Origin of the sequence: Levilactobacillus zymae (genome assembly GCF_032190635.1) — a bacterium.
Lineage (GTDB): Bacteria > Bacillota > Bacilli > Lactobacillales > Lactobacillaceae > Levilactobacillus > Levilactobacillus zymae_A.
Genome location: NZ_JAVLAS010000006.1, coordinates 1 through 15,532, shown reverse-complemented (window position 1 = coordinate 15,532; position 15,532 = coordinate 1). Strand labels below are relative to the sequence as shown.

Below are 15,532 nucleotides of genomic sequence, written 5' to 3'. Positions count from 1 at the left end.
ATTCTTATCAGTTGGTCTAGCTTAGTCGAAATCGGGTAATAAGGACATGGCAGTCTGGTAGCCCAGAACCTTGCGGGGACGAGAGTTAAGGATATCCTGGATGGCCTGAACGTTCACAATACTTAGCTCTTTCATGGACTTACCCTTAGGAATGAACTCACGGATTTCACCATTCAGATGCTCGTTACTGCCACGTTCCCAGGGCGAGTACGGATGAGCAAAATAGACATCCGGTCCCTTGACCTGGGAAAGTTTGGAAAACTCAGAACCGTTGTCAAAAAGCACCGTTTTGAAGTGCTCCGGTCCATAGTCGTCAACAATGTTCTGAAGCGTATTAAGGCAGGTATCGGCGTGGTAATTCGGTATCTTGACAATGATGGCATACCGTTTTGCCCGGTCAATAAGGGTCATTAGTGCTGGTTCACTGGCCTCACGCTTGCCCTTAACCAAGTCGCCTTCCCAATGGCCAGCGACCTGACGTTCTTGGGCCTCTACGGGAAGCTCTTCGATGGATTTCCCGAAGTTACGCTTGTTTAGGCGTTTGTGTGAACGATAACCGGATCTAGCGTGTCGCCGCAGCTTCATGGGTAAATCGCCATTCTTTAATTTCAGGACACCCGCGTCGATATAGCGATAGACAGTGGGCACTGAAGGACACCGGTCGTCCGGGTGATTGACCTGATAATAGTGCACAAAGGTATCTACGCTTAAAAGACGTTGGCGTTTTTTGAGCGCTTTAGTTAGCTGTAGGAAGAATTGTGGTGCCTTGTCAAGCCAGCTCTGGGCGTGACAGGCTTCACGGGCTTTATTGTGTAGTAATTGGGCAGACTCAGCCCAATAGACCAGTGTAGGTCGTCGATTAGGGCCTAGCTGGTGAACGCTCCCTCGTCGAATTTCACGACTGATGGTGCTGGGACTTCGGTGCAACATTTGGGCGATCTGATGGCAAGAACGGCCATCAAATCGCCAGTTCATAATAAGAGTCCGTTCGGCAGATTGGAGTTGTTGGTAATGACTAGTCGTGGTACGCTTAGATTGGGTCATGAAGACACTTCTTTCTTAATTCGTCGTTGATTTAAGAATAGGTCTTCATGGCCTTTTTGGTCCAATTATTTAAGTGGTGCACTTGAATTGTAAATCAGGCATTTAAAAATTCATGCAAAAGCACGGTAGTCATAAGCATGGTAATAGTGATTGCTAAACCATACGCAGCCTCCATTTTTTGTGAGCTACCAAAGAACCAGACTACACTGATTGTTATTATACATAGTATCCAATTAACAGTTGCAATATAAATTTGATTTTTTATATTACTTGGATGTCTAATAACCATTCTAGGTAAAAATTTTAAGCCAATTGCTTCATCGACTAAAGTGTAAGAACCCGTAATCAACGCCTGAGAGGCAATGATTGCAGCGAGTGTGGCTAGCAAAATGCCAACTAGGCGCCAAGGCCCTGGGAGCATTTCATAAAGGGGATTTAAGTTCGATAAGTGCCTGTAAGCAGTGTCACCTGCATGTCTAATTATCCAAGCCCCCTGACCTAAGTAATTTAAAAATAGGGTGCTATATACTAGTGGCCAGGTTACATAAATATTCTTCTTGCCAACGTGACCCATATCGGAATATAAAGCCTCTGCTCCTGTGGTTGCCAAAAAGATACTTCCAAGTATAAAGATTCCCACTTTGTTAACTGGACTGAAGAGTATCTTAATTGCATAATAAGGAGAAATAGCCTTCAATATCATTGGATAATTGATTAGATTAACGATTCCAAAGACAGCCAAAAAGCCAAACCATAAAATCATCACTGGTCCAAAGGATTTCCCAATCACACCTGTTCCAAAACGTTGAATCATAAATAATACGAGTAGAACAACTGTTGTGATAATCAAGACGTTATGTTGAGAATTACTAAACACCACAGGGCCAAGGTGTTGTTTTTTTAATCCCTCAATGGCTGAAGTCACAGTTACTGCAGGAGTTAATGTTCCATCGGCCAAAATAGCCGCCCCACCAATCAAGGCTGGCCAAATTAACCATTTTGAATTTTTTCGAACCAATGCATATAAAGCAAAAATTCCGCCCTCACGCTTATTATCGGCTTGCATTGCAATGACAACATACTTCAACGTTGTAATGATCATTAATGTCCAAAAAATCAACGAGATCGATCCAATCACGTAATCGGGAGAAATATTTCCCATTTTACCGGCGTCACCAATCAATGCATTCATAACATACAATGGTGAAGTGCCAATATCACCGTACACAATTCCTAAAGTAACAAGTGCCCCCGCAAAAGAAACACGTTCTAGTTGCTTATTCATATTTGCTTGCCTCCAACGCTAATTATTGAAATATAGCATTGCAAAATACTAATCCTAAATACGAAGAAAAGCAACTATGCCATATACATCATAATGAAATTACTTTAAAGAAGCTCATAATTTACAATCTACCTTAACATTAAATTTCTTTCGATACCTTATAAAGGTTGTCCGTTTAATTCCTGTATTACGGGCAACATCGACATCACTCATGCCTGCCTGATAAAGTTTAAAAGCATGTTGCAAGCGGGGATCGTCTTGGGTGTATTGGGGTTTACGCCCATGATATTTACCCTGCTGCTTAGCTAAGGCAATCCCTTGCTGCTGGCGCTCAATGATTCGCTTACGTTCACTTTCGGCCTGATACTTATAGAGTTCAATAATCAAGTTGGTCATCAGTTGACGTAAATTTGGGTCAGCAATCCCTGTCATGGACGGCAAATTCAACACATCTAGGGTTGCTCCCTTATTTTGAATGGTGTTCATGATCTGGGTTAAATCCTGGTTGTTTCTGCCTAAGCGATCTAATTCAGTGACCAGGACAATATCACCCTCACGAATATAGGCCAGCATCTTTTGCAGTTCTGGCCGATTAATGTTAGCCCCACTTAATTTATCCGTAAATAATTTATCAACGTCTTTTAAAGCCGCTAACTGTCGATCTAAATGTTGCTCCTTGGAACTCACGCGAGCATAACCGATTTTAGCCATTTTTAGCTCTCCTTTTGGACAGTTCTAATGAACACTTGTAATTCCTAGTATAGCACAGAAACAAGAAAGGCCACTAGGGTATACCCTAGTGGCAAGATGCAGTTTACAGAGAATGGTCTGAAAAACAGTTAGACCAGTAAAACCCCTGAGTTTGGATTTACTCCAACTCAGGGGTTTGCTTTACTTATTAATCTAATAAATCTTTTCGTTTGGTGCTCAATCACTACTTATTTGATGCACACCAGGTAACTGGGTCAAGGTAAAATTAATTTTTCAGTTGGCAAATTACAAGTTTAATCCGAACAAGCCCGGAATCTTTCAATGGCAGTCTGTTGATGATGTATTTTTAATGGTCGTTGATTAATTAGTTCAAGTGCTGCTAGGATCTCATCAGTCGTTACTTGGCTAAAATTGGTCTTTTTCGGGAAGAACCAGCGTAACCGTCTATTAAAATATTCATTGGAACCTCGCTCCCATGGTGAATATGGATGGCAAAAATAAACTTTGATCTGATAATCCTGTTCTAAGGCCTGATAATTGGCAAACTCTTTACCATGATCAACAGTAATGGATTTTACTTGGGGACCGAAGGCCCCCATAAACTTGCCAAAGGCGGTGTTTAGAGCCTTAGCCGTTCTATTAGGGGCTTTGATGGCCCATAGAAGTCGGGTCTTACGTTCTACGAATGTAACCAGACATGATCGTGGCTCACTTCGACTAGAAAGCACCGTATCTACTTCCCAATGACCAAAAGCTAACCGTTGATTAACAGTTGTTGGCCGTTGTTCGATGGAAGTCCCACTTGTAAATTTCCCACGATTTTCGCTCACTCGGTGCTGGCGGACATTCCGATTGGGTAGATCAGTCAATTTGAAGGGGAGCCAGCCACGATTAAGCCAATTATAAATTGACGCAGTGCTCAAGTTATAAGCGGCCGCAATGGTTTCTGGTGACCAGGTTAATCGTAAGTGATTGGTAATTAAAGTCGCTAATGCTGCCGTCAGCATCGAACGACGACCGCAATTCCGCCTTTTGCGATCTGCATCTTGCTGAGCTAATTCTGGATCATAAGGTTTAACCCGGTCCAACTCATAGCTAATCGTAGCTTTGGCGACGCCTAAGGCGTCAGCCATTACTTGGTAAGATTTATTTCCCTCATTGACCAGTTGTGCTAGTGCGCCACGTTGAAAACGTGATAAAGTAGATGTACCCAAAGTAATCACTCCCTATATTGGTTGGAATTAGCTACTACCATTGTAAGTGATTGCTTTGGGCTTTTTAATTTCTGTTCGGATTAATTATAGAATTTGCCTTTTTCAAACAGCTAGACGATACTATAGCTCTTCATCAGCGTAAGCTTGAAAAACTCCAGGAACTCAAAAAAGGGTATCTACAAAAGATGTTTTGCTGATTCTTAATTTGATCAAATTTAGGATCCCATGAAACTCCATGATCTATTTTTATTGTGCTTGGTCAATACTTAATTCACCTGTATAATAGATTACGCAGGAAGGTTTAAGGGCGGTGGCTGTCTTTTCCCTTGTGAGGTGAGGCCCATGGGAACATGGAATAATCTTCAGGAAGGTTTCACAGTCAATGAGCGTCTTCCAGGCACTCTCGTTGATGTTGCTGTTTGGCACGTTTTTAATCGCGCTACTCAGCTATATCGACAAGCACCACAAATAAAAAAGCCGCCCTGCGTAACTTTGGTAGGTTACAGGGTAGCTTAATGCTGTCTTATTAACTTCGCCACCGCCTTTGAAGCGGCTTGCGTAGGAAGTCTTGTTAGCGCAAGGCTTCCTTTTCTGTCTACATTATAGCATGACTATGAAAAATTGGGTAGCAAGGCATTTTCGGCATATTATTTATCTTTGTATTTTTCAAAATAGGTTCAACTAATTCTGTTTCAGCGTTTTTCGTACTTCACCGTATTTGTATATAGTTTTCCAATACCCGTTGTGCTAGTTGAAATGGGACAATTAAAGTACATAAAAAGCCTGGCAGGCTTACACTTTTAAGTATCCTAAACAAAGAAGTGTGAACGATGTCAAGCCAATATTATCTTACTCAACCTACAACTATCGTGCAAGCACCTTGGCAACCCTGGGTTGCGGTTGTAACGCCACTATATCAACGTTATGTTTCCTGCAAAATTCGGCAAAGAAAGAATGCTAATCATGCCAAAATATCAGATGTAACTATCATGGCTTTGATGTGTTGGCAGGTATCACTTGGTATCACTAATCAATGTGCTTTTTATCGTCTGTTAGTTGGGTTAGGGCTGACTGGTTTGCCAGAACGATCTCGTTTTAATCGACGGTGCACAGCTATGGGCTGTCTGCTCCAAACCCTGCGGGTTGGTTTAGTTAAACACTGTTTACCATCAGTGACTTACACCATCATAGATAGTTTTCCAATCCCATTATGCCAATCAATTCGTAATCATCGAGCCAAAGTTTTACGCTCACTTGCTGACATTGGCTATAATGCCACCAAGAAACAATGGTTCTATGGTTTAAAGGGACATTTTCAGGTCACCAATCAAGGCATTGTAGTGGCCTATTCAATTTCAGCTGCTTCAATTCATGATATTCGTTTAGTGCCAGAATTGATTGACCAATACGCTTGCTCACATGTTTTGGCCGATGTTGGCTACCTTAGTCAACCACTAAAAGATCAATTAAAGCAACGACACATTGATTTCTGGACACCCAAACGCCGTAACATGCCCCAATCACGACTGAATAGCACCTTATTGAAGCGCCAAAGGCGCATGATCGAAACTCTATTCTCTAAATGGCAGGTTTTATTTCAGGTTGAACATAATCGGGCCCGATGTCTGCGTGGTTTCAAAAGTCGATTAGAACAACTTTTATTCGTAGATACCTGGCAGCTAATTAACTAGCACAACGGGTAGTTTTCCAATATGTTTATGTCTGCCAACGGACCCACTTAATCTGATACCTACCATTATGATAAACCAATTTACCTATTAACTTAGTCTTGGTGCTTTTTTTCTAAGGTTGCTAATAATGCATCAATCCGTTGTTTAACTTGGGGTCGTTGGGTTGTATCAGTTAACAGTACTAACGTATCACCTTCATGAATCAAGGTGTCACCATGTGGAATCACTTCTTGTTCGCCACGCCGGATTCCAATGAGCAGTGCTTCTTTAGGCCATGGCATGTCTCGGACCATTTTGCCGTTTAAGGGACTGCCAAAGAAAACCGGTATTTCCAAATGATCAGGTCGATGAAGTTGCTGAACAGTTTTAGGCATTGTCATCTGCTTAAGCAATGCTTCATAGATTGGTGCACCGCCTAATAAATCAACAACAAGGTAAGCAGTTAACGATATGACTGCTAATGGCATTAAATGTGTTAAATTGCCAACCATTTCTGTTACCAGCAAGATAGCTGTGAAGGGAGCTTTTCCGATTCCAGCAAAGTAACCGGCCATGGAAAAAATGATTAGGTTCATGATATAGACATGCGATAATAATCCTAATTGATTCATTAAGACGCCATAAACCGCACCAATCACAGCACCTAAAGAAAGAATCGGCAAGAAAATACCGCCAGGTAATCCGGAACCATATGAAATCATTGAAAAGACGAATCGTATAATAAAAATTGCAATTAGTACAAACAAAGGTGGAACATGCTGGCCAAATCCCAAAATTAAGCCATTACCACCACCGAGTAAATTTGGCGAAAAGTAACCAACTAAAATTACCAGCAGAAATGGTACGACACCTTGTATTGGGCGTGGCAAATGTGTCAATTGATGATACCACCTAGGCATAACTAACAAGACCCGTTGATATAAGTAACCAAATAATCCCAAAACAATGCCGAGTAAAATTAAGTGCCAATAATTTGATACTGGTAAACTACGTGAATAACTTAAATGTAACACGGGAACAAGTCCGAAAACATTCAGCGAAATAAAATTTGAACCAATTGCTCCGGCTAATGCTGTTAACCAAACCAGCGGTGAAAAATTATGGTAAATCTCTTCTAAGACAAATAGAGTTCCAGCAATGGGGGCATTAAACGCTGCTGCTAATCCAGCAGCGGCGCCTGATGCAATTAGTAGTCGGCGATCAGTTCCTGATAACTTAAACTCAGAAGCGAAACCTTGACCAACTGACGCACTTAATTGAATCGCTGGTCCTTCTCGTCCGAGAAATAATCCAGGTCCCAATGCCAGAATACCACCGATAAATTTTCGCCAAAGAATTGACCACCAGTGCATTTCCAATTCACCAGCCAATTGACCTTCAACTTGCGGAATTCCAGAACCAGCGATATAAGGTTCTCTCTTGAGAAGTCGAGCCACAATTAACGCTAAACCAAGGTTGATGCCTATCAACAATGCCCATTCCCACCAATTATCCTTCGACAAACGGCGCGATTCGTAAGTATCTATATACCAATCGACTATAGTGCAGCCCTATCTCAATACAATAGCGAAATAAGCTAACAACGGTGCCACTCATTAAACCCACAAGCAGGCCGAGTAAAACAAATCGCAAACGAGTAACGTCAAATTTTTCTTTTACAAGCTGTATCAAATAACTAATCCTCCATTATAACCAATATTATATAATTTAGTACTTAATTAAACTAGGCAATATCTCGATGAAATCTAGTAGTTATTTTTCACAGAGAAGGGGTGTCATACCGCTAAAATGTTTTAGTAGTTTATATGACGAGCCGCATGTTTGAGTAGTAATGGTGCTAATAACGTTGTTAGGATAATGGCAGTGATAATTGCCGAATAGTAATCATCACTGATTAGTTTGGATTGGTAGCCTATTTGAGCGATAATCAAGGCCATTTCCCCACGCGAGACCATCCCTGCACCAACGAGGTAAGCTTCATTCGAACTGAATCCGGCCCATTTAGCCCCACTCCCCGCTCCTAATAGTTTCGTCAGTGTTGCCACAATTGTCAATACGATAATTAATAACAAATCGTGTTCTATGCCAGCTAGTGACATACTTAAACCAATTGAAACGAAGAATACAGGAATGAAAATCGCATAACCGATTGGTTCGATACTTTGATCAACTTCATGAGCTACATGAGTTTGTGCAATCGCAATTCCTGCAAAAAAGGCCCCAATTACTGCACTCAGTCCAATCAGATTTGCAATATATGCCATACCAAAACACAAAATCATCGCCATTATAGTAGGTCCCACTGGATTCAATAATTTGGTGCCTAGTCTAGCGAGGAGAGGGGCGATAAAACGCATCACGAAATAAATTGCGGCAAAGTAAATTAGCTGCTCTAAAAAAGTCAGAGCTAGCGGTATCTGGGTATCCGTACCAGCCTTTGTACCTATTAAACTTACCATAATGCTAAGTAAAACGACAGCTAGCACATCGTCAACCACCGCGGCACCGAGGACTGTTGAACCGCTCTTACTATCAAGTAAATTTAGTTCTTTCATGACAGCAACTGAAATTGAAACCGACGTTGCGGCAAAAATAACGCTCAAAAACAAGCTTTCAAATTGTGTCAAGCCAAAAACAATACCAACTGGATAGATCAGTACCATCGTAATCAAAACTCCTAACAACGCGACAATTATGCTAGGACGCAAATATTTTTTAAGCAATGTAAGATCACTCTCAAGTCCGGCGATAAACATTAAGATGATAACCCCAATCTCTGAAAAAATATGGATGAAATCATTGGCGTGAACCCAATTCAACAACGCAGGGCCAAGAATAATTCCAACAAATAATTGACCGATCACTGCTGGGATACCAACCCTAGAGGCTAGATGGCCAAATAGACTAGTTGTAATCAAGATGATCACCAAGGTACCTAAAAATTCCAAACAAAAACCTCCTCATACAAAAAACGTAAACCCAGATACCTCTTACACACCCCTGAAAGAGAACACCTTGAGCTTACGTCAACTGATTTATTTATTCATGTTTTAATAATACTTCTTATATGCTAGCAAACTAATCAAAAATATTCAAGTAACGATAAGTTGTCACATTTAGTTACTTATTCGAAACACAGACACCGCCAACTTTAAAAGTGATTTCTGAATTTTCTTTATCTGGCAAATTACAAGTTTAATCCGAACAAGCCCGGAAACTTTCAATGGCAGTTTGTTGATGATGGATTTTTAATGGCCGTTGGTTAATAAGTTCAAGCGCTGCCAGGATTTCATCTGTCGTTACCTGGCCAAAGTTAGTCTTTTTCGGGAAGAACCAACGTAACCGTCGATTGAAATATTCATTGGAACCCCGTTCCCATGGTGAATATGGATGGCAAAAATAAACTTTAATTTGATAGTCTTGTTCTATGGATTGATAATCGGCAAACTCTTTACCATGATCAACAGTTATAGATTTCACTTGGGAACCAAAGGTTCCCATAAACTTTTCAAAGGCGCTATTTAAGGCCTTGGCAGTTCGGTTAGGGGCTTTTATGGCCCATAGAAGTCGCGTCTTACGTTCTACAAAAGTGACCAGGCATGCTCGTGACGCTTTCCGGCCAGAAAGCACTGTATCTACTTCCCAATGACCAAAAGCTAACCGCTGATTAACAATTGTTGGTCGTTGTTCAATCGAAGTCCCACTTGTAAATGTGCCACGGTGTTCATTAACTCGACACTGTCGGATATTTCGATTAGGTAGATCAGCTAATTCGAAAGGTAACCAGCCACGATTAAGCCAATTATAAATTGAAGCGGTACCCAAGTTAAAAGCAGTCGCGACCGCTTCTGGTGACCAGGTTAATCGCAAGTGATTGGTAATTAAAGTCACTAATGATGATGTTAGAATCGAATGGCGACCGCAAGCCCGTCTTTTGCGGTCAGCATCTTGTTGGGCCAATTCAGGGTCATAAGGTTTAACCCGGTTCAATTCATAGTGAATGGTAGATTTGGCAACGCCTAAAGCGTCAGCCATATCTTGGTAAGTATGATGACCTTCACTGACTAGTTGTGCTAGCGCGCCACGTTGAAAACTTGATAAAGTAGAGATACCCAAAGTAATCGCTCCTTATAGTTGGTTGGAATTAGCTACTACCATTGTAAGAGATTGCTTTGGGCTTTTTTTAATTTTTGTTCGGATTAATTATAGAATTTACCCATGTAAAAACTTATGACGATCAGAAATTAGGCTAAGAAACTTTGCGAGGTCATCATCGGTAGGTAGTTGCTTAACAAAGTTACGTGCTACTGACCGCTTGTTAATATATTGTTTTTATCGTCCTATTTTTTATTGGCCCGTATTTGAGATTCAGTTAATTTAGACATGATATTTTCTCATTACTTATTTAAGTTAGATACATATTATATGTACGAAGGCATTTCATTTACACAAGATTCTTGACGCTACCAGGCATTTCATTTACACAAGATTCTTGACCTACCTCGTACTCATACGGATCAGCAAACATCGCTAACGTCGTTTTTAAAACTAAGTCATAGACTTGATGCTGTATTTTAGGTAAGGTAGCTAATTGATCTTTAGTCGGGACGACTTTAGTCATGATAATGGCGTAGTGTTCTTCAACCTTTTTTCCATTAACATAGCGCTTATTTGGGGTGGTATTGGTTAAAGCGACTGGCTTAGAGACTAAACCCAGATACTTCGTCAGATTAGCCACTAAATAATCAAATTCTTCATCAGTGATGTAAGCACAATCGGTGCGGGGATAACTAAGGTACTTGGCTTCGTATAAACTCTGAATGGCCGCTAAGGTTTGACTGGCGCTGGCGTGATAACGTTTATTCATGGCACTTTGCAGACTGGATAGCGAGAATAGTTGGGGACTAGCACGTTTTTTAGCCTGGTTTTGAACGCCCTTGATTAAACCAGCCTGTGAGCCTTTCTGAACGTGTTTAGCTTGCATGAATGTCGTTAGCCCTGCTTTGTCTTTAAATCGCTGATAGGGGCTAATTTCGCGACGAATTTTTGCTGATTAGCTACAATTTCCGCATTTAGTTCAAAATAGGGTTCCGGCTTAAAGTTTTTGATTGCCTGGTCTCTTTGATAGACCATACACAAGGCTGGCAGCTATGGGTAACTAATCGAGCACGCTCTACGTACCAAATTTTTATCAATATAAAATACATTATGGGCTACCATTCATACCAATTAACCAGTCGCTAATTTTGTGATTACAAGTGCATGCCCCCATCTTCATGCCGGTTTCGAGTTTGGTGTTGCCGTTGCTTTTTCGTCATTTCCCACTCAGTCTCCTTTAAACCTTGCGCCTGTTTTTGCCGTTCGTAATCTTCATCACGGGCATATAAGGCGGTCATGATTGCGTTACTAAAGGCCGTCTTTAAGTAGTAGCTTGGACTAACTGGCTTGTAATTTAGCGGTTGATAATGTCCAATATTTACTTTTCTATACTGGTCGTCCTTGGCTTGTTGCCCTTTTAACTGCTTTTGGATTTTCTCAATCTGACTGTTCTTAATCATTGGATCGACTTTGCATTCACCCAAAAAGAGTTGTTTAGTGCCATCATGCTTTAAAACCCGTTGTAAGTGATGATTTTCTAACTGATCTAAGCTAAGCTGTCCCGATAAATAAGCTAGTCCTTGTTGATGTTCTTGGGGACTGAACACCTGTGGTGGATTTGCTTGCCACTGTTCAATTGTTTCAGCCTGACATGGCTTTAAAACAGGATCATAGTACATCACGGCTGTGTAGGCTTGTTCCTGTTTAATCATTGGTAATTCATTAAAATTGCCGTTAGGAAAGGCTCTTCTTAAAACTTCCTGGTATTGGGTTTGAATAACTTGCTTAACAGCCATGATTGTTCGCAAATCTTTGACTGCGCGAGTAATCTTTTGCTGCTCGGTTGGTGAATACTTTTCTAGTAGACCTTGATCAACGTGTTCTAGACTTTCTAAGCTATCATCATGAATCATCAGCGTATATTTAAGCTCGATTTTGACTTCCTTTTCTTGTTGCATTAATAACTTCCAGCCAACGTATGGCCGTTTGGTAAAGGTCAATAATTGTCGGATCAATAAATCATCACGAATATTCATTAAACGTTCGTTTAATTCACTGCCTTTGAAAATCGTTTGTTCACTATTAGTTTCTTTAATCAATTCCCGTCGTTCAGCCGCGGTTGTCTGTTCAAAATCAAGCTCTGGATAAAGTTTTTTAGTCGTGCGATCAACTACTTTATTTAAGAGCTCATCTGCTTTTTTTAGTGAACTTTCTTGTTGGTTAATTGTCAATAATTGCTTAGTGACATCTTCACCAACAGCGTGCTTAATTAAGGTACTGTTTTTCCAATTAAATAGCATGCGCCGCTTATCATCTAAACTTTCCAAACTAATATAAGTTTTCAGTTCGTGGCTTAACTCTTTGACCACTTTTTTCTCGTTAAACGAGAAGTGTTTACTTAGGCTATCCAAGTGGCCTTGATTAACTACTTTCTCCTGCATATTTTTATAGCCAGCTTGGGACTTACGATAGTTCTTAACTTGTTGATTAAATGCCTTTCTTTCATGCCGTTTGCTATTGATTCCCTCGTGTTGCATTGGTGTGTCAGCTATTCCCTGTTCCACAAATGATTTTTCACTGATCCGATCAGGAATGCTTTTTTGCTCTAAAGCCTGATTGACACTTGCCGCCCAATTGTGCCGCCATTCAGTTATTTTTTCTTTTTTATCCCAATCAACCAACCAAATTTTTCGGTTTCTCACATTCCCTGCAGGGGTCTTAGTTTTATTACCATGACTATCTAAAATGTATTTGGTTTTTGTTTTCTGTCCCCAAGTACCATCGGGGTTAAATGGGCGATTGGTTAACATCACGTGTGCGTGTGGATTATCTGGGTGATCACGATGAATCGCTACATCGGCTACCATGCCTTGATCAACAAAGTTTTCTTGCACGTATTTAGTTAATAATGTTTTTTGTTCATCTTCACTTAACTCAATTGGTAAAGCCACGTTAAACTCTTTTGCATACCGTGAGTTTGATTTACGATCTTTCTTTTCAACTTCATTCCATAATTGTTCTCGATTACTGGCCCATGCTGGTGCATTTTTTGGCGTCAAAATAAAGCTTTCTGGCATAACCGAGCGGGCATAAAAATAGTGGCGACCTTCCTTATCATCAAATAGCTTTTCACCACTTCGATAAGCGGCACTGGCAATCGCACTTCGTCCTTTACCAGCACTAATATTACTAAAACTCATGTGAAAAATTGCCATGTCGGTCACCACCTTTCTTTGGGTTTATGGGTTTGACTTTGTTGTCGCCATCGGCGACTTCTAATACAGGTTTTAATGGGTTTAGCACAACGTCATCAAAGATGACGTGTAAGTGCGCATTGACCTCGTTTTACTTGGTCTTCTGATTCCCCTAAATTTACTTATAGTGTATGCCTTCCGCTTCGCTATTTCAACTTTCATACTTTGACTTAACGTTCTCTGTATGATATAGTGTCGGTGATTATTTCTAATATGATTGGAGGGATCGTTATGTCTCAAAGTAACTTAGAAAAACAAGAAGCTAAATTAAAAGACCTTAATCAAAAAATTAAGGACGAAAAAAATAAGATTGAACAACGGCTAGGTAAACAAATCATCAGTCAAGCCAATTTAGATTATGCTAATTTATCTAATGACAATATCAAGTCCTTATCCAAAAAAGTATCCGAGTTTTTAAAGGAAAAGCCCGTAGATCATTAGTCATAGGAGATGGGGAATTCCATGCCTAATAAATATGAAAAACTAATTGAACAACAAGCGCGTTTAAAACAAAAAATTGAGCGAGAAAATTTTAAATTACGGCAATCTAAATACTACGAAAATCGGCAAGCCCGTAAAGCCCGTTCTCGCCGATTAATTCAAAAAGGGGCTTTACTCGAAAAATACTTTCAAGCTGATAATCTATCGGTTGAACAAACCGAAGAGCTTTTAAACATATTTGCCGATTACGTTAATTCCCATAAGCCGAATAAGCTCAAAAACGATCGGCCTAGTTACTAGGCTGATCGTTTTTATTTTCTGAATCATTCATGAGATTTCTAATTTTTAAATCTGGATTATTTTTAACAAAGTCATTTAGTTGCTTTTAAATGGCGGCTTCAAAGGTAATTTTTGGATTTATCCAAAGAAAGTTACGCAAATTATTTTTGATCACCTGGTCATGATCTCGTCTGTAAACTGACACAAATTTTTGGCTATTATCATAGATCACGACATTATCAGCTTTGAATGCGACTGCTGCTAAATTATGATTTGATTGACTATAACGTTTTTCAACAACTTAATCTGGTACACCGTGCCCACCTTTTTGACCCGTTCATGAACCCGATTAATTGCTACTTTTTTGTTTTTTAACGCCACGTATAAAAGCGTGACCTCAAACCCATTTTGGTGAGCCCGCTCGATTAAATTTAATTGTGCCTTTTCTTGACCAGATAAGGTTGTTTCAACATGAATACTCTGCCCAGCATTTAAAGCCGCGTGGAGTTGTTTTATTTCTTCGCGCATTGCCCTAAAGTTGTCACGATTTTTATGCTAATCGCCACCCATTTTTTGGAGGATTTCATCGGTATTTAATCGTTTGGAGTGAGTAAATAATTCGGGTCTCGCGCGATATAAAGTGCTTTTACCAGCGCCGCTTATCCCAGCCACGATGATGTATCTCTTTGGCTCACTCATGTTAAATCACGAAATGCTTGTCATTGATAATTTGCTCTTGGTGTTTATCTAAGAGGTAAGTGTGTAACGCGTCAAACAGTTTGCGTTTATCAGGATCTGGATTATATGCCGCTTGTTCCCAAATGTCTTGAATATTGACTGCCCAGAGGTCAGCCAACAATTGCTCTATTTTTTCGACTTCTTTGCTGGATTTGGTCATTTAAAAAGCTCCTTTCACATTTCCTTAGTTCAGTCATCGCCAATTCAGCCACTCAAGGTGCCTATTTTTGCTTCTAAGCGATTTTAAAGCGATTTTAATATAATTATGCATGTAACACTTAAAACGGCTTAAATGAGTCCATGTGACGTTCAATTCCAAGAACGTCCATTGTCAGTGTTCTGTTCTTCGGGGTGTTTGGCCGCATATTCTCTAGCCGCTTGTTTATTCCACCAAACGCCAAATAGGTTTTGCATGGTGCCGTACAAGTAGTTTTCAACGTTCTTGATGTGTTTCTCATTGCTTCTAAGAGCGTTAAAGTAGCGCCTCAAGGCTTTAGTCATTAAAGGCTTCAGTTCCTCATCATCAAGTGGAATTATGACGCCAATGTCCTGATGATCCTTTTCAACTCGATATTTAGCATTCAAGATGATACCAATAAACCGGCGCATTTGTTGCGGGGTGCGGCACCAGAAACTAAGTAATTGCACGGCTTCGGGTTCTAAGAAAACGGGTAAGCCACTATCTTCATCAGTTAAGAAATCATTAGCATGGTTCACCAAATCCTTGTTTTGCTTTTCTAGTTCTGCTGGTGAGAATTGGGCTGTGGAAAAGTCCAA

At 40.3% G+C, this 15,532-nt stretch carries 11 protein-coding genes and 6 pseudogenes; 5 read left to right on the top strand and 12 right to left on the bottom strand.

The genetic code is table 11. The annotated features are described in order from the left end of the window. Positions 1-21 precede the first annotated feature (21 nt). From RI501_RS13625 to RI501_RS13610, 4 genes and pseudogenes are all read right to left on the bottom strand, one after another. Positions 22-1,044 (bottom strand): IS30 family transposase, encoded by a 1,023-nt coding sequence (locus RI501_RS13625; protein ID WP_233742108.1) that lies wholly within the window; start codon positions 1,042-1,044, stop codon positions 22-24. 103 nt (positions 1,045-1,147) lie between these two features. Next, a pseudogene (locus RI501_RS13620) lies at positions 1,148-2,329 on the bottom strand (KUP/HAK/KT family potassium transporter); the annotation flags it as partial. A gap of 114 nt (positions 2,330-2,443) precedes the next feature. Beyond that, positions 2,444-3,040, bottom strand: coding sequence for a recombinase family protein (locus tag RI501_RS13615; RefSeq protein ID WP_056986399.1), 597 nt, complete (start codon positions 3,038-3,040; stop codon positions 2,444-2,446). A gap of 293 nt (positions 3,041-3,333) precedes the next feature. Continuing rightward, on the bottom strand, positions 3,334-4,254 hold the full coding sequence (locus tag RI501_RS13610; protein WP_056986401.1) for an IS30-like element ISLsa1 family transposase: 921 nt from the start codon (positions 4,252-4,254) through the stop codon (positions 3,334-3,336). Between the two features lie 95 nt (positions 4,255-4,349). Between RI501_RS13610 and RI501_RS13605 the strand changes: the two are divergent. From RI501_RS13605 to RI501_RS13595, 3 genes and pseudogenes are all read left to right on the top strand, one after another. Continuing rightward, positions 4,350-4,451: pseudogene (locus tag RI501_RS13605) on the top strand (restriction endonuclease subunit S); the annotation flags it as partial. A gap of 185 nt (positions 4,452-4,636) precedes the next feature. After that, positions 4,637-4,726 (top strand): putative holin-like toxin, encoded by a 90-nt coding sequence (locus RI501_RS13600; RefSeq protein ID WP_107696660.1) that lies wholly within the window; start codon positions 4,637-4,639, stop codon positions 4,724-4,726. A gap of 358 nt (positions 4,727-5,084) precedes the next feature. Further along, entirely contained in the window at positions 5,085-5,945 is an 861-nt protein-coding gene (locus RI501_RS13595; RefSeq protein WP_042521211.1) for an IS982 family transposase, read from the top strand. A 92-nt stretch (positions 5,946-6,037) separates the two neighbouring features. On the opposite strand, the pseudogene RI501_RS13590 reads toward RI501_RS13595, so the two are convergent. From RI501_RS13590 to mobQ, 5 genes and pseudogenes are all read right to left on the bottom strand, one after another. Next, a pseudogene (locus tag RI501_RS13590) lies at positions 6,038-7,616 on the bottom strand (ClC family H(+)/Cl(-) exchange transporter). A 122-nt stretch (positions 7,617-7,738) separates the two neighbouring features. Next, positions 7,739-8,893, bottom strand: coding sequence for a cation:proton antiporter (locus RI501_RS13585; RefSeq protein ID WP_056986407.1), 1,155 nt, complete (start codon positions 8,891-8,893; stop codon positions 7,739-7,741). A 247-nt stretch (positions 8,894-9,140) separates the two neighbouring features. Beyond that, positions 9,141-10,061, bottom strand: a complete 921-nt coding sequence (locus tag RI501_RS13580; RefSeq protein WP_054519348.1) for an IS30 family transposase — start codon at positions 10,059-10,061, stop codon at positions 9,141-9,143. A gap of 385 nt (positions 10,062-10,446) precedes the next feature. Continuing rightward, positions 10,447-11,078 (bottom strand): annotated as a pseudogene (locus tag RI501_RS13575) (DNA topoisomerase); the annotation flags it as partial. Positions 11,079-11,197: 119 nt separating this feature from the next. Next, positions 11,198-13,258, bottom strand: a complete 2,061-nt coding sequence (gene mobQ / locus RI501_RS13570) for a MobQ family relaxase (protein WP_056986409.1) — start codon at positions 13,256-13,258, stop codon at positions 11,198-11,200. Positions 13,259-13,510: 252 nt separating this feature from the next. On the opposite strand from mobQ, the gene RI501_RS13565 reads away from it, so the two are divergent. After that, on the top strand, positions 13,511-13,738 hold the full coding sequence (locus RI501_RS13565) for a hypothetical protein (protein WP_313823643.1): 228 nt from the start codon (positions 13,511-13,513) through the stop codon (positions 13,736-13,738). A 21-nt stretch (positions 13,739-13,759) separates the two neighbouring features. Beyond that, positions 13,760-14,038 carry a hypothetical protein gene (locus tag RI501_RS13560; RefSeq protein WP_085776399.1) on the top strand — a complete coding sequence of 93 codons (279 nt, stop codon included), beginning with the start codon at positions 13,760-13,762 and terminating at the stop codon, positions 14,036-14,038. Here RI501_RS13560 and RI501_RS13555 read toward each other — a convergent pair. From RI501_RS13555 to RI501_RS13545, 3 genes and pseudogenes are all read right to left on the bottom strand, one after another. Beyond that, a pseudogene (locus tag RI501_RS13555) lies at positions 14,028-14,545 on the bottom strand (zeta toxin family protein). The gene RI501_RS13560 and the pseudogene RI501_RS13555 overlap by 11 nt on opposite strands. A 172-nt stretch (positions 14,546-14,717) precedes the next feature. Further along, positions 14,718-14,915, bottom strand: coding sequence for a hypothetical protein (locus tag RI501_RS13550; RefSeq protein WP_076632751.1), 198 nt, complete (start codon positions 14,913-14,915; stop codon positions 14,718-14,720). Between the two features lie 149 nt (positions 14,916-15,064). After that, positions 15,065-15,532 (bottom strand): annotated as a pseudogene (locus RI501_RS13545) (replication initiator protein A); the annotation flags it as partial.